At 71.6% G+C, this 24,716-nt stretch carries 21 protein-coding genes and 1 pseudogene; 11 read left to right on the top strand and 11 right to left on the bottom strand.

Translation table 11 applies throughout. From position 1 onward, the window contains the following. Positions 1-346 precede the first annotated feature (346 nt). The 3 genes and pseudogenes from IF55_RS41455 to IF55_RS14385 form a co-directional block, all read right to left on the bottom strand. Positions 347-1,031: pseudogene (locus IF55_RS41455) on the bottom strand (DUF2637 domain-containing protein); the annotation flags it as partial. Between the two features lie 100 nt (positions 1,032-1,131). After that, a complete protein-coding gene (locus tag IF55_RS14390) occupies positions 1,132-1,851 on the bottom strand; it encodes a hypothetical protein (protein WP_030883337.1) in 720 nt (239 codons plus the stop codon). A gap of 164 nt (positions 1,852-2,015) precedes the next feature. Next, positions 2,016-2,933, bottom strand: coding sequence for a hypothetical protein (locus tag IF55_RS14385; protein WP_030883334.1), 918 nt, complete (start codon positions 2,931-2,933; stop codon positions 2,016-2,018). Positions 2,934-3,177: 244 nt separating this feature from the next. On the opposite strand from IF55_RS14385, the gene IF55_RS14380 reads away from it, so the two are divergent. Beyond that, the gene (locus tag IF55_RS14380; protein WP_030883332.1) at positions 3,178-4,371 is read left to right on the top strand and encodes an RtcB family protein; all 1,194 of its coding nucleotides are present in this window, start codon (positions 3,178-3,180) and stop codon (positions 4,369-4,371) included. Between the two features lie 156 nt (positions 4,372-4,527). Here the strand turns inward: IF55_RS14380 and IF55_RS14375 are convergent, their stop codons facing one another. Together IF55_RS14375 and IF55_RS14370 are read right to left on the bottom strand one after the other, a co-directional pair. Then, a complete protein-coding gene (locus IF55_RS14375) occupies positions 4,528-5,244 on the bottom strand; it encodes a class I SAM-dependent methyltransferase (protein ID WP_030883331.1) in 717 nt (238 codons plus the stop codon). Between the two features lie 36 nt (positions 5,245-5,280). Next, entirely contained in the window at positions 5,281-6,759 is a 1,479-nt protein-coding gene (locus IF55_RS14370) for an asparagine synthase-related protein (RefSeq protein WP_030883330.1), read from the bottom strand. Between the two features lie 331 nt (positions 6,760-7,090). Between IF55_RS14370 and IF55_RS14365 the strand changes: the two genes are divergently transcribed. Next, the gene (locus IF55_RS14365) at positions 7,091-8,281 is read left to right on the top strand and encodes an NsdA family TPR-like regulatory protein (protein WP_245661194.1); all 1,191 of its coding nucleotides are present in this window, start codon (positions 7,091-7,093) and stop codon (positions 8,279-8,281) included. A 20-nt stretch (positions 8,282-8,301) separates the two neighbouring features. On the opposite strand, the gene IF55_RS14360 is transcribed toward IF55_RS14365, so the two are convergent. The 3 genes from IF55_RS14360 to IF55_RS14350 all read right to left on the bottom strand — a co-directional run bounded on the left by IF55_RS14360 (position 8,302) and on the right by IF55_RS14350 (position 9,986). Beyond that, positions 8,302-8,685 (bottom strand): VOC family protein, encoded by a 384-nt coding sequence (locus IF55_RS14360; RefSeq protein WP_030883328.1) that lies wholly within the window; start codon positions 8,683-8,685, stop codon positions 8,302-8,304. A gap of 20 nt (positions 8,686-8,705) precedes the next feature. Then, entirely contained in the window at positions 8,706-9,512 is an 807-nt protein-coding gene (locus tag IF55_RS14355) for an SDR family NAD(P)-dependent oxidoreductase (RefSeq protein WP_048831961.1), read from the bottom strand. A gap of 138 nt (positions 9,513-9,650) precedes the next feature. Further along, on the bottom strand, positions 9,651-9,986 hold the full coding sequence (locus IF55_RS14350; RefSeq protein ID WP_030883326.1) for a YnfA family protein: 336 nt from the start codon (positions 9,984-9,986) through the stop codon (positions 9,651-9,653). 165 nt (positions 9,987-10,151) lie between these two features. Here IF55_RS14350 and IF55_RS14345 point away from each other — a divergent pair, with 165 nt between their 5' ends. Both IF55_RS14345 and IF55_RS14340 read left to right on the top strand, forming a co-directional pair. Continuing rightward, complete coding sequence (locus tag IF55_RS14345) at positions 10,152-12,854, top strand: ATP-binding protein (protein WP_030883324.1); 2,703 nt, start codon at positions 10,152-10,154, stop codon at positions 12,852-12,854. 70 nt (positions 12,855-12,924) lie between these two features. Further along, positions 12,925-13,350, top strand: a complete 426-nt coding sequence (locus tag IF55_RS14340) for a hypothetical protein (RefSeq protein WP_211269988.1) — start codon at positions 12,925-12,927, stop codon at positions 13,348-13,350. A gap of 609 nt (positions 13,351-13,959) precedes the next feature. Here the strand turns inward: IF55_RS14340 and IF55_RS14335 are convergent. Next, positions 13,960-14,511 (bottom strand): hypothetical protein, encoded by a 552-nt coding sequence (locus IF55_RS14335; protein WP_078644343.1) that lies wholly within the window; start codon positions 14,509-14,511, stop codon positions 13,960-13,962. A gap of 118 nt (positions 14,512-14,629) precedes the next feature. Between IF55_RS14335 and hemL the strand changes: the two genes are divergently transcribed. The 7 genes from hemL (at position 14,630) to ccsB (ending at position 22,481) form a co-directional block, all read left to right on the top strand. Continuing rightward, positions 14,630-15,946: a glutamate-1-semialdehyde 2,1-aminomutase gene (gene hemL / locus IF55_RS14330; protein WP_078644341.1), complete on the top strand. Its 1,317-nt coding sequence runs from the start codon at positions 14,630-14,632 to the stop codon at positions 15,944-15,946. Between the two features lie 221 nt (positions 15,947-16,167). Continuing rightward, positions 16,168-16,815 carry a histidine phosphatase family protein gene (locus IF55_RS14325; RefSeq protein ID WP_048831974.1) on the top strand — a complete coding sequence of 216 codons (648 nt, stop codon included), beginning with the start codon at positions 16,168-16,170 and terminating at the stop codon, positions 16,813-16,815. Positions 16,816-16,959: 144 nt separating this feature from the next. Beyond that, positions 16,960-18,177 carry a polysaccharide deacetylase family protein gene (locus tag IF55_RS14320; RefSeq protein WP_030883312.1) on the top strand — a complete coding sequence of 406 codons (1,218 nt, stop codon included), beginning with the start codon at positions 16,960-16,962 and terminating at the stop codon, positions 18,175-18,177. 58 nt (positions 18,178-18,235) lie between these two features. Continuing rightward, complete coding sequence (locus IF55_RS14315; protein ID WP_030883309.1) at positions 18,236-18,859, top strand: TlpA family protein disulfide reductase; 624 nt, start codon at positions 18,236-18,238, stop codon at positions 18,857-18,859. 1 nt (position 18,860) lies between these two features. Continuing rightward, positions 18,861-19,598 carry a cytochrome c biogenesis CcdA family protein gene (locus IF55_RS14310; RefSeq protein ID WP_030883307.1) on the top strand — a complete coding sequence of 246 codons (738 nt, stop codon included), beginning with the start codon at positions 18,861-18,863 and terminating at the stop codon, positions 19,596-19,598. Positions 19,599-19,602: 4 nt separating this feature from the next. Beyond that, positions 19,603-21,327, top strand: coding sequence for a cytochrome c biogenesis protein ResB (resB, locus tag IF55_RS14305; protein ID WP_030883305.1), 1,725 nt, complete (start codon positions 19,603-19,605; stop codon positions 21,325-21,327). Beyond that, positions 21,324-22,481: a c-type cytochrome biogenesis protein CcsB gene (gene ccsB / locus IF55_RS14300; RefSeq protein WP_030883303.1), complete on the top strand. Its 1,158-nt coding sequence runs from the start codon at positions 21,324-21,326 to the stop codon at positions 22,479-22,481. Before resB ends, ccsB begins: the two co-directional genes overlap by 4 nt. Before the next feature lie 65 nt (positions 22,482-22,546). Here ccsB and IF55_RS14295 read toward each other — a convergent pair whose 3' ends face one another. Both IF55_RS14295 and IF55_RS14290 read right to left on the bottom strand, forming a co-directional pair. Beyond that, positions 22,547-23,977 (bottom strand): phosphocholine-specific phospholipase C, encoded by a 1,431-nt coding sequence (locus tag IF55_RS14295; RefSeq protein WP_030883301.1) that lies wholly within the window; start codon positions 23,975-23,977, stop codon positions 22,547-22,549. 270 nt (positions 23,978-24,247) lie between these two features. Then, on the bottom strand, positions 24,248-24,664 hold the full coding sequence (locus IF55_RS14290; protein WP_030883300.1) for a PLD nuclease N-terminal domain-containing protein: 417 nt from the start codon (positions 24,662-24,664) through the stop codon (positions 24,248-24,250). Positions 24,665-24,716: the final 52 nt, after the last annotated feature.

Raw genomic sequence — 24,716 nt, 5'->3', positions numbered from 1 at the left:
GCCTGCGGCGCGCCCGCAACCTGGGCTACGCCCGCGCCCGGCGCTGCGCCCGCAGCCGGCAACGTACCGGCGCCCTCTGCGTCCCCGGCGACCGGGCCCGTACCGGTGCCCTCCGCCGCGCCAGCGGCCTGCCCCGCCCCGGCGGGGGCCTCTCCCGCAGGGGCTGCGCCGGCAGGGGCCTCTTCCGCCGGGCCCTGCCCGGCGGTGAGCTGCTTCCCGGCGGCGGCCGGGGCCGGGGCGGGGGTGACCTCGGGGGCCCCGGGGGCCGAGGCAGGGGCGACTACGGCCGTCCCCGGGGGCGGGGTGTCGCGCGGCAGTGGCGCGGCCAGTGCCGTGATGGCCAGGGAGGGGGTGATGCCGGCGGCGGCGAGGCCGGCTGGGCCGGTTTGGGAGAGGGGGACGCCGAAGCGCGCCAAGCGCAACGGCATGAGGGATTCGACGGGCGCCTTGCGCCGCCAGGCGCGGCCGTAGCGGGCCTGGAGCCGGGCGCGATAGACGAGGCGTTCCTGTTCGAGCTGGATGACCTGTTCGTAGCTGCGCAGTTCCCACAGCTTCATCCGCCGCCACAGGCGGAACGTGGGGATGGGGGAGAGCAGCCAGCGGGTGAGGCGGACGCCTTCCATGTGGCGGTCGGCGGTGATGTCGGCGATCCGCCCGACGGCGTGCCGGGCCGCTTCGACGGAGACGACGAAGAGCACCGGGATGACGGCGTGCATGCCGACGCCGAGCGGGTCGGGCCAGGCGGCGGCGCCGTTGAAGGCGATGGTGGCGGCGGTGAGCAGCCACGCGGTCTGGCGCAGCAGCGGAAAGGGGATGCGGGTCCAGGTCAGGAGCAGGTCCAGGGCCAGGAGGACGACGATGCCGGCGTCGACGCCGATCGGCAGGACGTTGGCGAAGCCGCCGAAGCCCTTTTCGAGCGCGAGGTCGCGCACGGCGGCGTACGAGCCGGCGAAGCCGATCCCGGCGATCACCACCGCGCCCGCCACGACGAGCCCGATCAGTATGCGGTGCGTACGCGTCAGCTTGGTCACTTCCGTCGCGGACACCCGCGATCCCTCCCCGCCCTCGAATACCGGCGCGCCAAGACTGGCACACCCGTTCGGGGCGGGGCGCGGCGGCTGTTGCTATGAGCTACTTGTTTGCGGCGGCGACGGAGGCGAGAGCCTCCTTGGCGGCGGCCACCGCCTGCTTCAGCAGGTCGTCGGCGTCGGGCGACTTGGCGCCCTGGAACCCGGCGCCGTTGTACTGCACGGTGACGACGGCGTTGGCCGTACGGGCGACGACCCGCTGGTCACGGTAGTCGTCGCCGTCCCTCTTGGACTCGGCCTTGACGGTGACGGCCTGGTCGCCGACGCCGTCGGCGGTGCCGGTCTTGACGTTCTTCGCGCCGTCCGCCTTGGCGGCCTTGTCGGATTCCTGCGGGACGTACGCCTTGGCGCGCTGGTCGCCGGAGCCGAGGGTGGGGTGGGAGGGGAAGAGGTTGAGGTCGATGGCGAGGTAGCGGTACTGCATGTTCTTGACGTCGTCGTCGTCCGTGCCGTTCCACATGCAGGAGGTGGAGCTGTCGTTCCTGGGCGGCTTGAGGACCTTGCCGTTCTTCTCCTTCACGTTGGGCACCAGTTTCTCCACCGTCTTCGTGGAGATCTCCTTGCATGCCTCGGGGAGCTTGGAGAACGCGGCCGGCGCGACGGTGGGCGACGCGCTGGCGGAGGAGGGGGCGGAGGCGGAGGACGAGCTCGACGAGTCCTTCTTCTTCGAGCCGGAGTCGTCGGAGCAGCCGGTGGCGACGAGCATCACCGGTACTGCTCCGCAGGCGAGGATTCGGGCGAGTCGCGGGGCTGTTCTGTGCATGGGTCCTTCGCTCATTCGGTGTCGACGGGCGGGCCGGCGGGGTGGCCGGGCGGTACCGGTGCCGGGGCCGGCGGGGACCGGACGGGGCAATCGGCACGGTACGCGGCCGGGGCGCGGGCGCGGCTCAAGTCTGCCGATACTCGCCGGAACGGGCCGCGAGGGGGTCAGTCGCTGAAGTGTCCGGCGAGCTCCTGGGCCACCCCGCGGGCCTTGCTCTGGAGGTCTTCGCTGCTGGGGATGTGCCGCTTGTCGGCCGCCCACTGGTCGTATCCGACGGTGACGAGGACGTTGGAGGAGCGGAAGACGATGGTGATGTCGCGGTGCACGCCGGAGTCGGCGGTGGCGAGCCGGTCGTTGAGGAAGGCGTCGTCGGCGAGGTCGTCGAGGGTGCGGGGGGCGAGGTCGGCGGCGTTCGCGGTGGGGGAGGCGGGGGCGGAGGGGATGCCGGTGGCGGTGGGGGTGGGGCTCGTGTCGGCGTCGACTTCGGCGTCTCCTTCGGCGGTGAGCTGGGCGGAGGTCCCGCCGCCCGCTTTGTCCCCCTTTCTATCCTTTCCTTGGTTCTTCGGGGAGCCGGCGGACGGGTTGCCGGCGGGGGTGCCGGGCGGGTGGCCCGAGGGGGTGCCGATCGGGATGTCGGCGGCGCTGGCCCGCGCCTCGTAGAGCTGCCGCGCCCGGTCGTCGTCGCTGACCTCGGGGTCGTAGGAGACGACGCGCTCGTAGTCGACGCTCAGATGGCGGGTGCCGTCGGGCCCTTCGAGGCTCCAGCGGCAGCCGACGCGGCGGTCGGTGTCGTAGGTGAGGGCGGGCTGGCCGTCGTACGTCTTCTCGGCGTCCTGGTCGCTCTGGTCGTCGACGCCGGGCAGCATCGTCCTCAGCGTCTTGCGGCTGACCTTGCCGCAGGGCTCGGGGAGCGTCTGGAACTTGCCGGGCTGGGCGGCGGTCGCGGACGGGCTGGACTCGCCGGACTTGGGGTCCTCGCCGGTGCCGGTGGTCCCGGAGCCCGTGCTGCAGCCGCTCGCCAGGCCGACGGTGAGCACGGCCGCGGCCAGTGCGGCGACCGGTGCGTACGCCTTTCGCTGCACTGTTCAGGGCTCCTCTCACCGGTTGGTCCCGCCGGCTGGTCGCACCGGTTCCCACCGATTGGTCTCGCCGGTGCCCGCCGGTTGGTTTCACCGGTTTCGCCGGAAAACTGGTTGCCGCCCCAAGGCGGCGGCTGGAAACAATGTCTACCGCACGTACTGCCGCGCCTGCCGGTTCTCCGCCGTCAATCCGACATTAGGTCCGGCTTTTGCGTTTTTCGGATTTTGTGGGGGAATGAGGTAAGTCATGTCGTACACCGAGGTGCCCGGGGCGCAGGTCCCGATCCGCATGTGGGCCGATCCGGCGACGGTCGAGGGCGTCGCGATGCAGCAACTGCGCAACGTCTCCACCCTGCCGTGGATCAAGGGCCTGGCCGTGATGCCGGACGTGCACTTCGGCAAGGGCGCGACGGTCGGCTCGGTGATCGCGATGGAGGGGGCGGTCTGCCCGGCCGCGGTCGGCGTGGACATCGGCTGCGGCATGTCGGCGGTCAAGACCTCGCTCACCGCCAACGACCTGCCGGGCGACCTCTCACGGCTCCGCTCCAAGATCGAGCAGGCCATCCCGGTCGGCCGGGCGATGCACGACGACCCGGTGGACCCGGGCCGGCTGCACGGCTTCCCGACGGCCGGCTGGGACGACTTCTGGGCGCGCTTCGACGGCGTGGCGGAGGCGGTGCGATTCCGGCAGGGGCGGGCGGTGAAGCAGATGGGGTCGCTGGGCTCGGGCAACCACTTCATCGAAGTTACGTTCGATGAAACGGGCGCCGTCTGGCTGATGCTGCACTCCGGCTCCCGGAACATCGGCAAGGAACTCGCCGAGCACCACATCGGCACGGCGCGCGACCTCCCGCACAACCAGGGTCTCGTCGACCGCGACCTCGCCGTCTTCATCGCCGACACCCCGCAGATGGCGGCGTACCGGCACGACCTGTTCTGGGCGCAGGAGTACGCGAAGCACAACCGCGCCATCATGATGGCCCTCTTCCAGGACGTCGTCCGCCGGGAGTTCAAGAAGGCGCGCGTCACCTTCGACCCCGTCATCTCCTGCCACCACAACTACGTGGCCGAGGAGCGCTACGACGGCATGGACCTGCTCGTCACCCGCAAGGGGGCCATCCGCGCGGGCAGTGGCGAGTACGGCATCATCCCCGGCTCCATGGGCACCGGCTCCTACATCGTCCGCGGCCTCGGCAACGCCGCCTCCTTCAACTCCGCCTCCCACGGCGCGGGCCGCCGCATGAGCCGCGGCGCCGCGAAGAAGCGGTTCACCGCCAAGGACCTGGAGGACCAGACCCGCGGCGTCGAATGCCGCAAGGACTCCGGCGTCGTCGACGAGATCCCGGCCGCCTACAAGCCCATCGAGCAGGTCATCGACCAGCAGCGCGACCTCGTCGAGGTCGTCGCCAAGCTCAAGCAGGTCATCTGCGTAAAGGGCTGAGGCCCCTGGCCCCGGTCCGCCCGGGGGGGCTGCGCGGGCGTACCGTCCGAGGCCCTCAGGCACGCCGACCGGTGGCATGCGGCCCGGGTCCGGGCCGGCAGCGCCGCCGGTATGCGCGACCCGGGTATCGCGGGCTTGAAAAGAGAGCGTCTGGACTCATGGGGCGTACCGGGCCACCGTGTAGGCCACCGGGCCGGTGAGGGTGGCGCTTGGGGGGCCGTTCAGCATGTCCAGCACCTCGAAGCCCGCGCTGGACGCGTAGTGCTCCAACTCGCGCGGGAAGAGTACGCGTCGACGGACCGTGTCCCGCGCGTCGTCGCCCGATGGCAGGGCCCAGTGCCTGTGCATGGTGTTGATCTGCGTTCGCAGGTCCCATTCGTAGCTGATGGTGACCTGGGCGGAGCCCGTCGGTGTCCTGACGGTCGCGCTGGTCGCCTCCGGGCGGATGATGGGCGATACGGGCGAGCAAAGGACGAGAAGGGCGCCGGGGAGCGCGTGCGCGGCGAAGGTGGCGAAGACGGCGCTGATGTCGTCGTTCTCGTGGATGTAGGCCAGAGAATTGCCGAGACATGTCATGGCGTCCAGACACCGCTGGAGGCGGACGGTGCGCATGTCGCCGATGCGGATGTCGAGTGCGGGTCGTATCCGGTGTGCGTACTCGACCAAACCGGGCTGGAGGTCCACGCCGACGCACTCGAAGCGCTTGGCCAGGATCGCCAGGTCCCGACCGGTCCCGCAGCCGAAGTCGGCCAGCGTGGCGGCACGCGGGCGGTGGCGCTCGATCAGGGCTTGGCAGGTGGCGGCGGCGCTGTTGTCCTCCTGGACCGCGTCGTACAGTGCGGGATCCCGATAGAAGAGGTTCGATGCTTCCATGTGGTGGGCTTCCCCGGAGTCGGCGTCGTCACATCGTCACATGAGGCTCCGCAGGCCGACTTCCAGGGAGAGCACGTCGCACAGCAAGTCGGACACCGTAGGCGAGCGCTCGGCAACGGCTCCGGCCCGGGCGAGCGCCTTGGGTTCGACGTAGCCGAGGTCGGCCAGCACCGATTCCCGCGTCATGCCGTCCAGAATGCGGAGCCCGTACGCGCGGAGACCTGCTTCCATGACGCCCAGGAAATTTTCCGGTTCCCGTGGTGAGGCGACCGTCTCCGGCATTCCGGCTCGCCGCAGGCGCTCCCGGAACAGGGCCTTTCCCTGTTTGTGCTCGTGTGGCAACTGCTCCATGAATCGCACGAGGCGGGGGTGTACCAGCGGGCTCACCGGCCAGATGCCGATGCGGAGGAAACCGGGATTGTGGAGCCCGAACGCCATCAGGGTCGGTACCGGAAGCACCGGCATCGGGGCCAACCGTTCATTCACATCGGCGAGCGCCTCGGTGGCCCGAGGGCCGAGCCACGGCACGGGTGTCGCTTCCGGTAGTGCCGTGTTCGTACGCGAATGGTGGGCGTTGATCTCATCGCCGCCGCTGCCCGTGAAAACCACTTCGCAGCCGTGGACCGCTGCCTGAGCGCGAACGACGTCGAATGCCTCTTGGTAGAACGCGCCGGCAGGATCGTGGGGTTCGCCCAGTGCCCGCACCCCGCCAGGTGCGAAGGGCGGATAGCGCATGGCGGGAACGGGCGTATCGGCAAAGCCGCAGTGATCCACCAGCGCCTGTCGGCGCGCCCGCTGATCGATGCCCATGCCGCCGTCCATCAGGAGCCCGAAACTGTGCACCCGATGGAAACCGACTCCGCGCACGGCCAGGGCGACATTGCCGGAATCGGCCCCGCCCGAGAGTTCGACCCCTACGCACCCAGCCGCCGTCGGGGCCTCGCGGACGGCCTCGGACAGCAGGGCGTCGAATACGTCCACCGGGTCTACGCCGGTGCGCAGTGAGCGGGGTGACAGGACGTGCTCGGCGGATTCCGGGTACCGCACGGTGAGGCCGGCGGGTGTGAAGAGGGCGGCGGCCCGTTCGGTGAGCCGGAACACCCCGTCGAACAGCGTGTCGGAGGTGTAGCGGTGCTGCCTGGTCAGGGCCCGGGCCACCACACGCGCGACCAGCCGGTCGGCTCGAATGTGCGGGTACAGTTCGGCCAGGTCCCATGATGCGTGCAGCACGTCACCGATGGCCACGAGGTACACGGGGGCCGTACCGAACAGACCCGCCGACACCCGGACTTCTCCCGGGCGCACCGTGACGGTGACGAAGTCGAAGACCGCCCCTGCCCCCTTGCACTCCTTCACCGTGAAAGTAACGCTCGGGTACTGGTCGTCGTCGAACTCCGTGCCCAGAACCGGGACGGACGCCGACTTGATCCAACTGGCTCCACTCACCCAGCGCCCCTCGCGGAAAAGCCAGTACGGGCGGTCCAGATCCGCCAGGCAGAGACGCATCGAGAGCATGTGGTCACCTTTCGAGAGTGGTGCGGCGGGGCCCGGCCGGTCCGGTCCGGCCCGCCCCGCCGCACGTCATGCGTGGATCACTTGCAGTGGTCGCCGTTGTTGTCGCCGCCGCCCGGCATCTTGTCCCGCAGTGCGGCGCTCATGGCCGGTACGCCGGTCACCAGGTCGCCGGTGAACAGTTCATCCACGTTCATGGGATCTCCTCCTCATGGGGAAGCCGAATTCGCCTCTGCCTCTACGTAATCTCCCGATCTCGGAGAGTGATACCGTTGGAGTGGCGTCAGGACTTGAAAGCCTTGAAAGTCCGCACCTGGCAGGGGAGTTGAAGGCAATGCCGGATCGCGAACCCAACGTGGCCCTCGGCCGCCTAGCGTTCTCGCGCCGGTTCAGCCGTCCGGTGACCCACGCCGAGGCCGGCCTGCCCGCCCCGAGGGGCCGCTCGGACGTCGGTGCGGGCGGTGTGGAGGGAATCGTCGACCTGGGGAGGCAGGATATGGATCCGTCCCGGCGCGGCGTTCTGGGAGCAGGGCTGTTCTCCGTGGCGCTCACGATCCCCGGCTGGCCCGATGTGATCGGGCGGGCCGTGGCGGTGGAGTCCGGGCGGGTTACACGGATCGGTATGAGCGATGTGGACATGGTCGTCGCCATGACAGAGCGCGTTTCCGAACTCGACGACCAGTTCGGCGGTCGTCACGCGCGTCCCATGGCGGCTTCGTTCATGGTCAACACAGTGGCGGCGTACCTGCGCGCCGACGCGTCCGCCGAGGTGCGCCGGGCGATGCTGTCGGCCGCTTCCGACCTGCTCTATCTGACCGGGTACATGGCCGTGGACGAAGGGCTGCACGGCCTCGCGCAGCGCTACTACCTCAAGGCCTTGGAACTGGCGGGAGCGGCTGAGGACCACCTGACGTACTGCACGACCCTGCGTGGCATGAGCGTGCAGGCTGTCGACCTGGGACACGGCGACCGGGCCCTGGAACTGGCGGACGCGGCAGCCGCCGCCGCTCCCGCGGCCGGACCTCGTATGCGGGCTTTCCTCGCCGGGCAGCAGGGGCACGCGGCCGCGCAGACCGGGGACCGTGCAGCGGCGCTCCGGTATGTCCGCGAGGCGGAGGCCGCCATGGATCGCGCGGAAGCGCGGGGCAAGGCATTCGGTTCGTACGATCCGGCGTCGCTGAACTACCACGTCGGCCAGGTGCGTCACGAACTGGGCGACGTGCCCGGTGCCATCGAGGCCATGCGGCAGTCGGACAGGGTGCGGCACAGCGTCTACCGGCGCGCCCGGGTGCGGCACAGGGCCACGCTGGCCGAGTGGCAACGGGAGGCCGGCCACCTCGAAGCGGCGTGCGCCACCTGGCACCTGGCCCTCGACGACTACCCCATGGTCCAGTCGGGGCGCGCCGACGAGCGCGTGAAGGCGATGACCGCCCTGGTGCGCCCGTACGTGAGGAACGCAGCCGCCCGCGACCTCTATGACCGTGCACGGGCCCTCACGCGGCCGGCCCCGGCCGCCGCCGTGTGAGGTGCGGCCGGGGGCGGGGGCTACGCGGCGTCCTGCGGGTACCAGCGGAGTTCGATGGTGTTGTGGTCGGGGTCGAGGATGTAGATGGAGTGGGCGTCGCCGCGGGCGCCGAAGCGTTGGACGGGGCCCTCGGTGACGGTGAAGGTGTCGGAGTCGAGGACCTCCTGCCAGTCGAGGGGGTCGACGACGAGGCAGAAGTGGTCGACGTTGGACTCGCCGCGGGCGCCGTGGACCAGGTCGATGATGGTGGTGGGGCTGATGCGCACCGAGGGGAACGGGGCCTCGCCGGCGCGCCATTCGTCCACGCGGACCGGCTCCAGGCCGAGCGGGCCGCAGTAGAAGGCCAGGGAGCGTTCGACGTCGGCGACGTTGAGGACCAGGTGGTCGAAGGCGGTTACGCGCATGGGAAATCCTCCTCGGGCGGTCAGTTCTCGCGGTGCACCTTGTAGTTGGATGCCTGGGCCCGGGGGCGCAGGACCAGCAGGTCGACGTTGACGTGGGCGGGGCGGGTGACCGCCCAGGCGATGGTGTCGGCCACGTCGTCGGCCGTCAGCGGCTCGGCCACCCCCGCGTACACCTTGGCGGCCTTCTCCCGGTCGCCGCGGAAGCGGGTGAGGGCGAACTCCTCGGTCTTGACCATGCCGGGCGCGATCTCTATGACGCGTACGGGCTGTCCGCACAGCTCCAGGCGCAGCGTCTCGGCGATGGCGTGCGCGCCGTGCTTCGCGGCGACGTAGCCCCCGCCGCCCTCGTACGTGCCGAGGCCCGCCGTCGAGGACAGGATCAGCACCGTGCCGTCCCCGGAGGCGACCAGCGCCGGCAGCAGGGCCTGGGTCGTGTGGAGCACCCCGAGGACGTTGACCTCGTACATCGCGCGCCAGTCCGCCGGGTCCGCCTCGGCGATCGGGTCCGTGCCCAGCGCCCCGCCCGCGTTGTTGACCAGCACGTCGCAGCGGTCCAGGCCGCCCGCGAACGCGTCCACCGCGGCGCGGTCGGTGACGTCGAGGGCGTGCGCCTCGGCCCGGTGGCCGGCCTCGGTCAGCTCGGCGGCCAGCGCCTCGACGCGGTCCTTGCGGCGGGCGGTGAGGACGACGCGGTAGCCCTCGGCGGCCAGCCGGCGGGCGGTCGCGGCGCCGATGCCGCTGCTGGCGCCCGTGATGACGGCCGTACGGGCCGGGGCGGCGGGGGTGCTGGAGGGGGCGGTGGAGGGGGCGGTGGCGTCGGTGGGCATGGGCTCTGCTCTCCTCGGGTCGGGGTCGGGGTGGGTGAGCCGGGTTTCCGTTCGGGCTTCGGTGCGGGTTTCGCTTCGTGTTTCCGCGGGTGCCGTGTTTTCTGGGGGTCCGCGCAGGATATGTCGCCTCGCCGCCGCTCACCGGCCCCTCGGCGCATACATGATCACGGCTACCCCGGCGAGGCAGAGCAGCGCGCCGATCACGTCGAAGCGGTCCGGGCGGTAGCCGTCCGCGGCCATGCCCCACGCCAGCGAACCGGCGACGAACACCCCGCCGTACGCCGCGAGGATGCGGCCGAAGTCCGCGTCCGGCTGGAGGGTGGCGACGAAGCCGTACGCGCCGAGGGCCACGATCCCGGCGCCGATCCACGCCCAGCCGCGCTGCTCGCGCACGCCCTGCCAGACGAGCCACGCGCCCCCGATCTCCAGGAGGGCGGCGAGGAGGAAGAGGCCGATGGAGCGCGCGGTGAGCATGGGGCAACCGTACGGTGGCCGAATCGTGGTCGGGAATGTCACCTTCCGTCGAGAACGGCTTAATTGAGAACAACTGAGAACGATAGGGAAAATTACCGGCTGATCATATGAACTAGCTGCTATAAATCCATTCTTGGGGTTGCGCGCGCGGGGGAGGGGCAGCCCATGGCCGGTTCGGAGCAGGTTCGCATCGACGGCGATGTCCCTGGGCAGGTTGTCGTCGGCGACCGCAACGTGGTGATCAACGCCGAGCGCGGCTCGTCCGTCAGCTACCGGCCCGAGGGCCCGCCGCCCGTCCGGCGGCGCGACCGCCCGCTCGGCTGGGCCTTGCCCGCCCGCGCCCCCGCCCTGCTCGCCCGTACCGGCGAACTCGCCGCGCTGGAACGCTGGCTGGCTGCCGGCGTGCCGGTGCAGGTGTACGGGCCGCCGGGGACCGGCAAGACCGCCCTGCTGCGCGCCTTCGCGGCCGGCCGGATCGCGCGCGGCGGCGCCGTGGTCCATCTCCCCGCCGCCGGGATGCCCGCCGAGGACGTCCTCCAGGAGATCTTCCATGCCTGTTTCGAGACGTTCGAGACGTCCGGGATGTTCGGGACGTTCGAGTCGACGGACTACAAGCCCGAACCGGCCGTCATGCGGCGGCTGCTGGGCTCCCTGAGCGGCCCGCTGCTCGTCATCGACGACTTCGGCGGTACGGCGGAGGAGCTGGCCGCCCTCGTACGGGCCACCTCGGGCTGCGAGCTGCTGCTCTCCTCCGTGGAACGCGGGCTCGGCGGGCCCCCGGACCGCCCCGGCGGCAACCCCGCTGTTCAACCCAGCGGTCACCCCGCTGGTCACCCCAGCAGCCGGCCCACCGGTCACCCCGCCGGTCACCCCAGCGGCCGGCCCGGCGAACCGGCCGTCGACGGGCTCGGCGGGCGGCCGATGCGGCTCGAAGGGCTGCCCGAGCACGCCGCCCTCGACCTGCTCGTACGCGAACTGGGCCGTCCGCTGCGCGGCCGCGAGACATCCGCCGCGCGCCGTCTCGTCGCCACCGTAGGCGGGCACCCGCTCACCCTGGTGCAGGCCGCCGCCGCCATGAGCGCGTCCGCCACCAGCGGCGCCGTCACCGGCCCCGTCGGCCACGGCGCGTACGACGTGTACGAGGCGTTCGAAGCGCTCGCGACGGACGAGTCGGTGTTCGCGGTCGGCGTCGCCGGCCGGCTGAGCGAGCGGGCGGCGCGGCTGCTGCGGCTGCTGTGCGCCTTCGACCCGCTGCCCGTCTCCCTGGGGCTGCTGACCGTGTTCACCGGGGGCGCGGACCGCGCCGCCCTGGCCGAACTGGGCGCCCTGCGGCTCGTCGAGGCCGACGGCGCCGGGTACCGGGCCGGCGGCCGGTTCGCCGCGCTGGTCGCCGAACGGATCGGCCCGCCGCGCCGGCCCGCCGAGTTCGCCGTGCCGCTGCTCGCCTGGGTACGGACCAGAGCCACCCGGCAGCAGACGGCGGCCGAGGCCGTCACCATCGGGCGGGTCCTGGACTCGGCGAGCTGGGCCGGCAACCACGCGGCCGTACGGGACCTGGCGCGCGCCGTCGCCCCCGCGCTGGCCAGGTCGCTGCGCTGGGGCGCGTGGCGGCAGGCCCTCGAACTCGGCGAGCGCGCGGCCCTCGAACTCGGCGCGCACCACGACGCCGCGTACTTCGCCCACGAACGGGACGTCCGCCGGCGCGCGCTGGCCGCCGGGTTCGGCGCGCTCGCCGGTGGCGGCGGCGGGGGCTACGCGCTGGCGGCTCAGCACAGCGCGCCCGCCGCCGGCCCCGCGCCCGGCCCCGGCCCGCAACCCGGCTCCCCGGCACCTGAGCCGTCGGCCCCCGGCTCCCCGTCGCAAGCGCAGGGGCCCGCGCAGGGGCACGCGCAGGGGCCCGCGCCGGGGAGCAAGTCCGGCCACTGGCCCAAGCCCAAGGGGCGGGCCGGACTGCGCGGGGCCGTCTCGCATCCGGCGGCCGTCGGGGCCGCGGTCGCCGCCGTGGTGGCGGGCGGCGTGCTCGCGGCGGCGGTCACGGCCGACGGCGACGGGCCGAAGGCGCCCGCCCCGTCGAGGTCCGGCGCGTCGGCCCCCGGGTTGTCGCCGCCTGCCCTGGGCGTCGGCGGGCCCGGCGGGACCAGCTCGGGCAGCGGGAGCGGTGGGACTACGGGCGCGTCCTCGGCCGGGCCGTCACAGGCTCCGTCGAGCGGGCCCTCCGGCGGCACGGACTCCGCGGCGCCGCCGCCGTCCGGCCGCCCCACGGACGGCAGCGGCCCGTCCTCCGGTACGTGCACCCCGGTCGGCCTCCCCGCCCAGGACTTCGGGCAGGTGGTGGTCGGCAAGTCGGTGACGAAGACGGTCCGCTTCGACCAGTGGCTGCCGTGCGACGACGAGGACTCGCTGAGCGTCGGCGACGAGCAGGGGGTGGCCGCGGGCGGTCCGAGCGCGTGGCGCGCCGCCCTGACGGCCTGCCCGCCGCCGGCCGGCTCCCGGCTGTGCCTCTTCGACGTGACCTTCCGGCCGACGCGGCCGGGCGCGTACCGGGCGACCGTCACCATGCGCGACGACTGGGGGAAGGCGGACGTGTCGATGACGGTGTCTGGGGTCGCGGTGGGGGACAAGCCGACCGGCCCGACCGGACCCACCGGACCGACCGGCCCGACCGGCGGCCCTTCGGGCCCGACCGCGCCGACCGAGGCCACGAAGACCTCGGCGACGGTCGTCCGGCCCACCACCCCCACCGAAGAGCCCAAGCCGAGCGGGCCCACCCGCACCCCCGGTTCGAAGAAGCCCCCGCCCGAGGCGGTCTCCGAGGTCCCTTCGACCTCCCCGGCGCCCGACGAGCCGTCCGACCCCGACGCGAGATGAACCGCCCGCCCTCGGCGGCGACCAGCGATAAACAGCGGCAACCAGCAGTGAGCCCGAAGGAGCCCCGCCCATGCCCGAGACCCCCGAGCCCCCTGAGACCACCGCGCGCCACGGCGACCGCTACGACGTGCGCACCCAGGACGTGTCCGGCCAGGTCGTCGTAGGCCGCGGCAACACCGTCTCCCGCGTCGAGGCCGCGCCGGGCGGCCCCGCGGCCGCTGTCACCGAGGAGGAACTGGCCGCCCTGCGGGCCGAGTTCGCGCGCGTACGGGCCCTCGTGCCGGCCGACGAGCCGGAGGCGGAACGGGCCGTCGGACTCCTGGACGAACTGGAGGAGGCCGTCACCGCGCCCGAGGCGGACCTGTCCACCATGGCGTACGTCCGCCAGTGGTTCGCCCGCCGGCTCCCGGCGCTCGCGGGCGCGGTCGCCGGCCTGGTGATCCATCCCGTCGTAGGCCGGCTCGTGGAGGCGGCGGGCGGCCGGCTGCTGGAGTAGTTCAACCAGCGGTTCGCCGAATAGCGCGCGCCCTGCGGCCGGCCCACGCCGAGGAACCAGCCAGGCTGGTCAGGACCGGCCTGCTCCGGTCAAGGACCGGCTGCTCGCCCGCGACCGGTACGGGCTCACCGAGTGCCCGCGGGCCGTACGGGCCCACATGGCCCCGGCGCTGTAGGAATCGGCCGAGCGCCCGTGCCCATACGGGCCGTCCGCCGCTCGGGCCCGTACGTGGCTGGTCGCCTGCTCACGCCCGCCTGGGGCTGGTGTCGCCCGCTCACGCTCGTACAGACCGGTCCCGCGCTCCGGTCCCGCGCTCCGGCCCTGCGCTCACGCCCGTACACGCTGCCCTCCGCTCGCGCCCGTAGCTCCGCTCGTGCCCGTAGCAGTCGTCGCTGAGCGCCTACGTCCGTACGGCCCGATCCCCGCCCACGCGCGCCCGTAGCCGCAGCCACCCACCCCCGCCCGTACGAGCGCCAAGGCCCAGCCGCTCCGCCACGCCCCGAAACCCTCAGGGCCCGCAAGCGCCAGAAGTTCCGCAAGCCCCAGAAGCCCAGGAGGCCGGGAAGCCTCGCAGCCCCAAAGCCCCCAAGCCCCGCAGGGCCCGTCAGCTCAAGGCCAGACCAGGCAGTAAGGCTGATGCCCCGCCTCGTGGAGGCGGTGGGAGAAGTCCTGCCATTCGTGGAGGAGCTGGTAGACGCGGAAGGCGTCGCCGGGGCCGCCGCGGTCGGGGACCGTGGACCATATGAAGGCGGCGGCGCCCACGGACTCCTCGCCGATGCCGCGTAGCGGGTCGACGACGGTGGTGGGGAGCTTGACGACGGCGTAGTCGGGGTGGAGGACGACCAGCTCCAGCGGCGGGACCCGGTGCAGGGGTATGCCCTCGATGCCGGTGAGGACCATGGCGGCCATCGTCTCCGGTTTGATCTTGGAGAACATGCCGCCCATGCCCAGCTCGTCCCCGCCGAGTTCCTCCGGGCGCATGGAGATCGGTACGCGTGCGGCGGTCGCTCCGTTGGGTGCCCCGAAGTACTTGTAGGTCACCCCCACCCGGCCACCACTCCTGCTTCCCGCGCTTTCCGCCTCGCGCCGGTGGCGTCCGCGCTGGGCACGCTCGGGGCCCAGGTCATCGGTCCCCTCACCCAGTCCGCCACCGCGATGCATAATCTCCACCCGACCACTCGCGAACCCCGTCGCGCAACCCGATCATCGTCTCAGAGACCTCCCCCGCGACCGGCGGCTGAAACGCCCTCGCCGCGAGTCCCGGTGCGGCTCTGAGACCATGGCTGGTGTGACTTACTCGTACTCTGCCCCAGTCTCGCAGACGCTCTTCGACCGTGCGGCCGCCGTGACGCCCGGCGGCGTGAACTCTCCCGTGCGCGCGTTCCGCGCCGTGGGCGGTACGCCCCGGTTCATGGTGTCCGGCACCGGTCCGTACCTCACCGACGCCGACGGCCGGGAGTACGTGGACCTGGTGTGCTCGTGGGGCCCGATGATCCTGGGCCACGCGCACCCCGAGGTGACGGCCGCGGTGCAGGAGGCCGTCGCGCGCGGCACGTCGTTCGGCACCCCCGGCGAGGGCGAGGTCGCGCTCGCCGAGGAGATCGTGGCCCGCGTCGCCCCCGTCGAGCGGGTGCGGCTCGTCTCCTCCGGCACCGAGGCGACGATGTCGGCGATCCGGCTGGCCCGCGGTTTCACCGGCCGCGCCAAGGTGATCAAGTTCGCCGGCTGCTACCACGGCCACGTGGACGCGCTGCTGGCCGCGGCCGGGTCCGGGCTCGCGACGTTCGCGCTGCCGGACACGCCCGGCGTCACGGGCGCGCAGGCCGGGGACACCATCGTGCTCCCCTACAACGACCTCGACGCCGTACGGGCCGCCTTCGCCGCCCACGCGGGCGAGATCGCGTGTGTGATCACGGAGGCGGCGGCGGGCAACATGGGCGTCGTGGCGCCGCTGCCCGGCTTCAACCAGGGGCTGGCCGACCTGTGCGCCGAGAACGGCGCGCTCTACATCTCCGACGAGGTCATGACGGGCTTCCGGGTGAGCGGGGCCGGCTGGTACGGCCTGGACGGGGTGCGGCCCGACCTGATGACCTTCGGCAAGGTCATGGGCGGCGGCTTCCCGGCCGCGGCCTTCGGCGGGCGCGCCGACGTCATGGCGCACCTCGCGCCGACCGGCCCGGTCTACCAGGCGGGCACCCTCTCCGGTAACCCGGTGGCGACCGCGGCGGGCATCGCGCAGTTGCGGCTGCTGGACGACGCCGCGTACGGGCGGGTGGACGCGGTCTCCGCCGAGGTGCGGTCGCTGGTATCGGCCGCGCTGGACAAGGCGGGCGTCGCGCACCGGGTGTCGGCGGCGGGCAGCATGTTCTCGGTCTTCTTCACCGACCAGGACGTACGGGACTACGAGACGGCCAAGGCGCAGGACTCCTTCCGCTACACCGCCTTCTTCCACTCGATGCTCGCGCAGGGCGTCTACCTCCCGCCGTCCTCCTTCGAGTCGTGGTTCCTCTCGACGGCGCACGATGACGCGGCGGTCGAGCGGATCGCCGCCGCGCTGCCGGAGGCGGCGCGGGCCGCGGCCGAGGCGGCGGAGTGATGTCCGGGATGACGAACGGAGCAGAGAACAACGGCGCGTCCCCCAACGCGTCGTCCCCCAACGCGTCCGGCGGAGCCGAGAACAGCGGCGCGCCGGACCATTCGTCCGACGCCGCGACCAACGGCGCAGGCGCCGCCGCGGCCCCGTCCGCCGGCTCGCCCAACGGCGTGTCCGAAGCCGCGACCAACGGCGACCGCTCCGCGCTGACCGTGGTGCACGTGATGCGCCACGGCGAGGTGCACAACCCGGAGGGCGTGCTGTACGGGCGTCAGCCCGGCTACCACCTCTCGGAGCTGGGCCGGCAGATGGCCGACCGGGTCGCCGAGCACCTGGCCGCCCGCGACATCACCCAGGTGGTGGCCTCGCCGCTGGAGCGCGCGCAGGAGACGGCGACGCCGCTGGCCAAGGCGCTCGGTCTGGACCTGGCGACGGACGAGCGGCTGATCGAGGCGGCGAACGTCTTCGAGGGCAAGACGTTCGGGGTGGGCGACGGGGCGCTGAAGAACCCGTCCAACTGGAAGTACCTGACCAACCCGTTCCGCCCGTCGTGGGGTGAGCCGTACGTCGACCAGGTCGTACGGATGATGGGCGCGATCAGCGCGGCCCGGGACGCGGCGCGCGGCCACGAGGCGGTGTGCGTCAGCCACCAGCTTCCGATCTGGGTGCTGCGGAGCTTCGTCGAGCGGCGCCGGCTCTGGCACGACCCGCGGAAGCGGGAGTGCACGCTGGCGAGCCTGACGTCGTTCACGTTCCGCGGCAATCGCATCGTCTCGGTGGGATACAGCGAGCCGGCCCGCGATTTGGTGCCCGTGCACCTGCTGGCCGGCGCCAAACCCGTGAAGGGCGGCTCCAAGGGTTTCGGAGCGTAAAGGAAGCCATTCGCAGGGTAAGCGCGGGCCAATTTCCGGCAATAATTCCGCGCCGATTTGACGGAACCGTCCTGTTCGCTGTGCAGTCTTACTGATCGTCCATTTATATGGACGGTGAGCACGGCGAGCACGGATGGGGACGTAATGCGCGACATCAGCCGACGCGGGCTGCTCGGAATGGGAGTTGGAGCGGCCGCCGCATTGGGCGTGGCCGGCTGTTCCTCGGATTCCGGATCGGACCGGGGCAAGAGCGGCACCAAGGACCCGCGGGCGAAGGCGAGCGAACAGGCGAAGGCGAAGCCGATAGGCGACGGCTCGACGGCCGACGCGGGTCCGCAGCCGCATCAGCCGCCGAAGCCGGAACGGCTGGAGCCGGGCCAGAAGCCCCCGCAGTTCGTCGTGTTCTCCTGGGACGGCGCCGGCGAGGTCGGCAACGGCCTCTTCCCCCGCTTCCGCAAGCTGGCCAAGGAGTACAACGCCGGCATGACGTTCTTCCTCTCCGGGCTGTACTGCCTGCCGGAGGCGAAGAAGGACATGTACCGGCCGCCGAACAACAAGGTCGGCGCCTCGGACATCGGCTATCTCACCGACGACCACATCAAGGCGACGCTCCAGAACGTGCGCGCGGCGTGGCTCGAAGGCCACGAGATAGGCACGCACTTCAACGGGCACTTCTGCGCGGGCTCCGGTTCCGTCGCCAAGTGGACGCCCGCGCAATGGCGCTCCGAAATCGACCAGGCGATGTCGTTCGTCACCAAGTGGCGTACCCATACTGGTTTTTCGGACCTCGAACCGCTGCCCTTCGACTACTCGAAGGAACTCGTCGGCGGCCGTACGCCGTGCCTGCTCGGCCAGGACAATCTGCTGCCGACCGCCGCGAAACTCGGCTGGCGTTACGACGCGAGTTCCTCGGGCGGCCTCCAGATATGGCCGACGAAGAAGCACGGCGTATGGGACCTGCCGCTCCAGGCGATACCGTTCCCCGGCCACCGCTTCGAAGTCCTGTCCATGGACTACAACATGCTCTTCAACCAGTCGAAGAACTCGACGAAGGCGCCGTCGTCCAACTACCCGGCCTGGCGGCAGCAGGCCACCCGCTCCTACATCGCCGGTTTCCAGCGCGCGTACGAGACCAACCGCGCGCCGTTCTTCATCGGCAACCACTTCGAGCAGTGGAACGGCGGCATATACATGGACGCCGTCGAGGAAGCGCTCAAGCACATCGCCGACGAGAAGCACAAGGACGTCCGGCTGGTCTCCTTCAAGCAGCTCGTGGACTGGCTCGACGCGCAGGACCCGAAGGTGCTCGCGCAGTGGCGGGGGCTCGGGGTCGGCCAGAAGTGGACCCCGGCGCGGGGCTGAGAATCGCCGCCGAGGGGGGCGCGGAAGATCGCCGGGGGCCCCATGCGAAACTTTTCACATGAGTGCCCGCCGCGCCCCTCGCCGACCCGCCCGTCACCGCCGTGCCGCAGTGCTGGCCGCCGGCGCCGCGGCAGCCGCCCTCGCGCTGAGCGCCTGCGGCTCCGGCAACCAGGCCAAGGGCGGCGGCGACACCAAGTTCGTCCAGGGCACGGGCGGCATCAGCGTCGTCAAGAACAAGTCCGACCGGCAGGCCGCGCCGGACCTCTCCGGCAAGACGCTCGACGGCAAGCGGCTCGATCTCCTCAAGGAGTACAAGGGCAAGATCATCGCCTTCAACGTGTGGGGATCGTGGTGCGCGCCCTGCCGCGCCGAGGCGCCCAACCTCACCAAGGTGGCGAACGAGTACAAGGACAAGGGCGTCCAGTTCGTCGGCCTCAACACCCGCGACGTGGACACCGCGCCGCCGCTCTCCTTCGAGAAGCGGTACGAGGTCCCGTACCCGAGCTTCCACGACCCCTCGGCCAAGCTGCTGCTGCGCTTCCCCAAGGGCAGCCTCAACCCGCAGTTCATCCCCTCCACGATCTTCATCGACCGGAACGGGAAGATCGCGGCCAGCGCGCCCCACGCGCTGAGCGTGGACGAGCTGCGCAAGACCCTCGACCCGCTGGTCGCGGAGAAGTGACATGAACCAGACCGTCCTGAGCGGAGCGCTGCTGCTCGCGCTGCCCATCGCGGTGCTCGGCGGTCTCGTCTCCTTCTTCTCCCCCTGCGTGCTGCCGCTGGTCCCCGGCTACCTCTCGTACGTCACCGGGGTCAGCGGCACCGACCTCGGCAACGCCAAGCGCGGCCGGATGGTGATCGGGGCCTCGCTCTTCGTCCTCGGCTTCACCGCCGTCTTCGTCTCCGGCGGCGCCCTGTTCGGCAACTTCGGCTGGCAGCTCCAGGCGCACAAGGAGATCATCTCCAAGGTCCTCGGGGCCTTCACCATCGTGCTCGGCCTCGCCTTCATGGGGATCATGAGCCTCTTCGGGCAGCGGGAGTTCCGCTTCCACAAGAAGCCCGCCATGGGGCTGGCCGGGGCGCCGCTGCTGGGCATCCTGTTCGGGGTGGGCTGGACGCCGTGCATCGGCCCCACCCTCGCCGCCGTCAACGTCCTCGCCCTCGACCAGGCGAGCGCCGGGCGCGGCGCGCTCCTCATGGTCGCCTACTGTGTGGGGCTGGGCGTGCCCTTCATCCTCGCCGCGGTCGCCTTCCGGCGGGCGCTCGGCGCGTTCGGCTGGGTCAAGCGCCACTACACGTGGGTCATGCGGATCGGCGGCCTGATGCTCGTCGCGGTCGGCGTGCTGCTCGTCACCGGGGCGTGGGACCGCATGGTGACCGATATGCAGTCGTGGACCCAATCCTTCGTTCCCGAGGTCTGATCTGATGGCGAAGACACCCACCCCCGCCGACGAGGAGCAGGGCCTCGGCGAGGCCGGCGCCCAGCTCTCCACGGCGCCGGTCGAGTCGCCCGAGGGCGGCCCGCCGGGCTCGGTGCCGTCGATGGGCGTCATCGGGTGGGCCCGCTGGTTCTGGCGCCAGCTCACCTCCATGCGGGTCGCGCTGATCCTGCTGTTCCTGCTCTCGCTGGCCGCGATCCCCGGCTCGCTCGTGCCGCAGACCAGCGTCGACGCGGTGAAGGTCGAGGACTGGCAGAAGGCGCACCCCACGGTCACGCCGATCTACGAGAAGCTCCAGCTCTTCCACGTCTACAGCTCGGTGTGGTTCTCCGCGATCTACATCCTGCTGTTCATCTCGCTCATCGGCTGCATCGTGCCGCGCACCTGGCAGTTCGTGGGCCAGCTCCGCGGCCGGCCGCCGGGCGCGCCGCGCCGGCTGACCCGGCTGCCCGCGTACACCACGTGGCGGACCGAGGCCGCGCCGGAGGAGGTGCTGGCCGCGGCGCGGAAGGTGCTGCGGGGCAAGCGGTTCCGCACGGAGGCGGCCGACGGTTCGGTGGCCGCCGAGAAGGGCTATCTGCGCGAGGCGGGCAACCTCCTCTTCCACATCTCGCTGATCGTGATGCTGGTCGCCTTCGCGACCGGGCAGCTCTTCAAGGCCGAGGGCTCCAAGCTGATCGTCGAGGGCGACGGGTTCTCCAACACCATGTCGCAGTACGACGACTTCAGGCCCGGCACGCTCTTCGACCAGAACAACCTCCAGCCCTTCAGCTTCGACCTGAACGGCTTCGACTCCAGCTACGAACGCACCGGCCCCGAGCGGGGCACCCCGCGCGTCTTCCGCGCCCACGTCACGTACTACGACGGCACGGACGGCAAGCCGCGCGAGACCACCATCGAGGTCAACAAGCCGCTGGAGACCGGCGGCTCCAAGGTCTACCTCCAGGGCCACGGCTACGCGCCGGTCGTCACCGTCCGGGACGGCCAGGGCAACATCGCGTACAAGGGCGCCGTGGCCTCGCTGCCCGTCGACGGCCAGAACCTCACCGAGTCGACGATCCTCAAGGTGCCGGACTACCGCGACAAGGACGGCGAGCCGGACCAGATCGGCTTCCAGGGCAACTTCGTGCCGACGCTGGACCTCAAGACCGGCACGATGATGTCGCAGTTCCCGGCGCTGGACTCGCCCGCGCTGGTGCTCACGGCGTACCACGGGAGCCTGGGCATGGACTCGGGCCTGGCGCAGAGCGTCTACAAGCTCGACACGACGAAGATGACGCAGTTCAAGGACAAGGACGGCAAGCCCTACGCGGAACTGCTGCGCGTCGGCCAGACCATGAAGCTGCCGAACGGGGCCGGCAGCCTCACGTTCGACTCCATCAAGACCTGGGCCACCTTCCAGGTCTCCCACCAGCCGGGCAACGGCACCGCCCTGGCCGGCGCGGTCGGCGCGCTGCTCGGACTCGCCGGGTCCCTGTTCATCCAGCGCCGCCGCGTGTGGGTGCGGGCGGCCGCGGACGAGCACGGGCGTACGGTCGTGGAGCTCGGCGGCCTCGGCCGCAGCGAGTCCGCGAAACTGCCCGAGGAACTCGGCGACCTCGCGCTCGCGCTCCAGCCCCACGCCATGCCCGTACCGGAGGAGCCGGAACCGGGCCTCGATCCCTCCGATCCCGCAGACCCCGCTGATCCCTCCGAAGGAGCGCGCGCGTGAACATCGCTGCCGCAGCCAACGAGAACCTGGCCCATACCAGCAATGTGCTGATCTATTCGGCGATGGCCGTCTACACCCTCGCCTTCCTCGCGCACATCGCGGAGTGGGTGTTCGGCAGCCGCAGCGCGGTCGGCCGCACCGCCGCCGCGCTGACCGCCGAGCAGCCGGCGCGGCAGAGCGTGACCGTGCAGGTCGCCCAGAAAGGCGGCACGGGCACCGCGGTCCTCGAACGCCCCAAGGTCGTCACCCGCGCCGTCGCCGGCGCCCGCGACGTGCCGGACGGGCCGGGCGCGGCGGGCGGCAGCGAGAAGGGGGACATGTACGGCCGTATCGCCGTCTCCCTGACGGTGCTGGCCTCCGTGATCCACTTCGGCGGGGTGCTCACCCGGGCGCTCTCCGTGGAGCGCGCCCCCTGGGGCAACATGTACGAGTTCTCCACCACCTTCGGGATGGTGGCGGTGGCGGTCTACCTCGGTCTGCTGCTGGCCAAGAAGAACATCCGCTGGCTCGGCCTGCCGCTGGTCACCACGATCCTCCTGGACCTGGGCCTCGCCGTCTCGGTGCTCTACACCTCCAGCGACCAGCTCGTGCCCGCGCTGCACTCGTACTGGCTGTGGATCCACGTCTCCTGCGCGATCATCTCCGGCGCGTCGCTGTACGTCGGCGCGGTCTCCTCCCTCTTCTACCGCTTCCGCGACGGTCTGGAGGTCCGCCAGGCGGCCGGCAAGGCCGGGCGGGACGTGCTGGCGACGAAGCTGCGGAACACCCCGGCGGGCGACCGCTGGACGCGGCTCGGGGTCCGGGTGCAGATGGGCTGGGACGGCGCCCTGGAGCGGCTGCCGGCCTCCGCGACGCTCGACAAGTTCGCCTACCGCGTCAACGCCACGGTCTTCCCGCTGTGGACCTTCACGATCATCGCCGGCTCCATCTGGGCCGAGGCCGCCTGGGGCCGCTACTGGGGCTGGGACCCCAAGGAGACCTGGTCCTTCATCACCTGGGTCGCCTACGCCGCCTACCTCCACGCCCGCGCCACCGCCGGCTGGAAGGGCCGCAAAGCCGCCTACCTCGGCCTCATCGCCTTCGCCTGCTACCTCTTCAACTACTACGGCGTCAACATCTTCATCACCGGCAAGCACTCCTACGCCGGCGTCTGACCCCCACACCTACGGCCCGCGCCACTTCCCCACGGGAAGGGCGCGGGCCGTGGCGTGCCCCGGCGTCAGCGGCGCTTGCGGTGGCCGGGTTCCTGGTGGGGAGGGGTTTGGTCGGTGGTGGGGAGGGTGGGCTTGGGGAGGTGGGCTACCTCCCACTTGGCGCGTTCGAGCTGGCGGGCCGTGTCGTGGGGGAGGCGCGGCGGGCGGTGGGCGGCGTGGCGGAAGCCGAAGGCGGAGGTGAGGTCGCCGAAGGTGTCGCGGCGCCAGTCGGTGATGTTGGGCTCCTCGACGCCCGTCCAGCGCTCCAGGAACTGGAGCACCGAGGTGTGGTCGAAGGCGTCGCCGGCGGCCCAGCCGCCCACCGTCCACGGCGAGATGATCGTGCACGGCACCCGGTAGCCGCCGCCGATCGGCAGCCCCCGTACGAACTCGTCCTTCGTCCCGGCGGGCGGCGTCGGCGGCGGCACGTGGTCGAAGAGGCCGTCGTTCTCGTCGTAGTTGAGGATGAAGGCGGTCTTGCGCCACACCTTCGGGTTGGAGGCGATGGCCTCGATCTTCCGGGCGACGAAGTCCGCGCCCGCCGCCGGCAGGTAGTCGGGGTGCTCGGACTCGGTGCTGGTGGGGATGATCCACGACACCGCGGGGAGCCGGTCGTTGCGGGCGTCCTCCTCGAACGCGTCGGCCGCGAGCTTGCGCATGCCGCGCTCGTACAGCGGGTCGCCCGGCTTGGCGTCCTTGAAGGTCTTGAAGTTCTCCAGCATGTTGCAGCCGTAGTTGTCCTGCTGCTGGTAGACGCGCCAGCTCACGCCCGCCTGCTGGAGCCGCTCGGCGTAGGTGGTCCACCGGTACGGCGTGGGCGCCGTGTTGTTGGTGATCGGGCCGCCCTGGGTGCCGGACGGATCGATGGTGCCGGTCATCCAGTACAGCCGGTTGGGCCAGGTCGGCCCGAACACCGAGCAGAAGTAGTTGTCGCAGATGGTGAACGTCTCGGCCAGCGCGAACTGGAACGGTATGTCCTGCCGGGTGTGGTAGCCCATCACGTACGGGCCGTTCTTCCCGTCCGCCTTGCGGTGCGCGGGCAGCCAGCGGTCCATCTTGCCGCCGTTCCACGCCTCGTGCTGCACGGCCCAGGCGTGGCTGGTGGAGGGGATCGCCTGGGCGCTGCTCTTCCGCGTGTTCAGCCGGAACGGCAGCAGGTACCCCTCGGGGTTCGCCTCGTCCGGCTGGTAGAACACCGAGCGCCCGGTGGGCAGCCGCAGCGCGTCGGGGTCGGCGAAGCCGCGTACGCCCTTGAGGGTGCCGAAGTAGTGGTCGAAGGACCGGTTCTCCTGCATCAGCAGCACGACGTGCTCGATGTCGTCCAGCGAACCGTGCCGCCGCTCCGGTCCGGCGGCCACCGCCTTCTGCACGCTCGGCGGCAGCAGCGACAGCGCCGCGGCGCCGCCGACCGCGCCCGCCGCCGAGCCGAGGAGTCTGCGTCGGGTCATGTCGGGCATGGGTGTCCCTCTCGCTCGAATCGCCTACCGGCCCCCACGGGCCGGACCCGACTCTCGCGGCGCGTGCGCACCAAGGGCAGGAGTGGATACGTGAACGATGCAACAAATGGCCGTGAAGAGACGGGAGTTGACCGGAGTGGTCATCTTGCGTCCCGATCGGGATCAGATGTGTGCGGGAGCAGGCCGTACGGCATTCGTACGAGATGAATTCGTAACGGCTGTCGGAGCGTTCACGCCTTCGGCGAGGCGTTCATGCCTTCGGCGGAGCGTTCACGCCTTCGGCGGGGCGTCCTCGCCGCCGTCCTTGCGGCGCAGCTCCTCCTCGCGGCGGCGCAGGTCCGCCTCCCAGCTCTTGAGCAGCTCCTCGTCCCGCGCCGCCCGCTTCCCGTCGGCAGCGCCCTCGTCGCGGATGGACTTCAGGAACTCGGGGTTGTCGTCCGGCGCCACCCAGGTCCGGCGCGGCCCGGCGCCCGCCCCCGGCCGCCCGCCGGGCCCGGCCGCGGCGCGCGGGCGGCCCGCGGCGAGCCAGGCGATCGGGCCGACCAGGACCTCGCCGAAGAGCAGGATGATGAACACCCATGCCAGCTTCGGCAACCCCCTGACCTCGTTCTCCGGGGTGTTGAGGCAGTCGATGAAGGCATAGATCCACAGCGCCAGGATCAGCAGGAACGGCAGATACCTGAGCATGGTGGAGAGCCCCCCGGAGGTAAGGAACGGGCCGCCCGGCGGCCCCCGTGAC

Origin of the sequence: Streptomyces varsoviensis (assembly GCF_000718635.1) — a bacterium.
GTDB lineage: Bacteria > Actinomycetota > Actinomycetes > Streptomycetales > Streptomycetaceae > Streptomyces > Streptomyces varsoviensis.
This window is presented reverse-complemented; position numbering and strand designations above follow the sequence as displayed.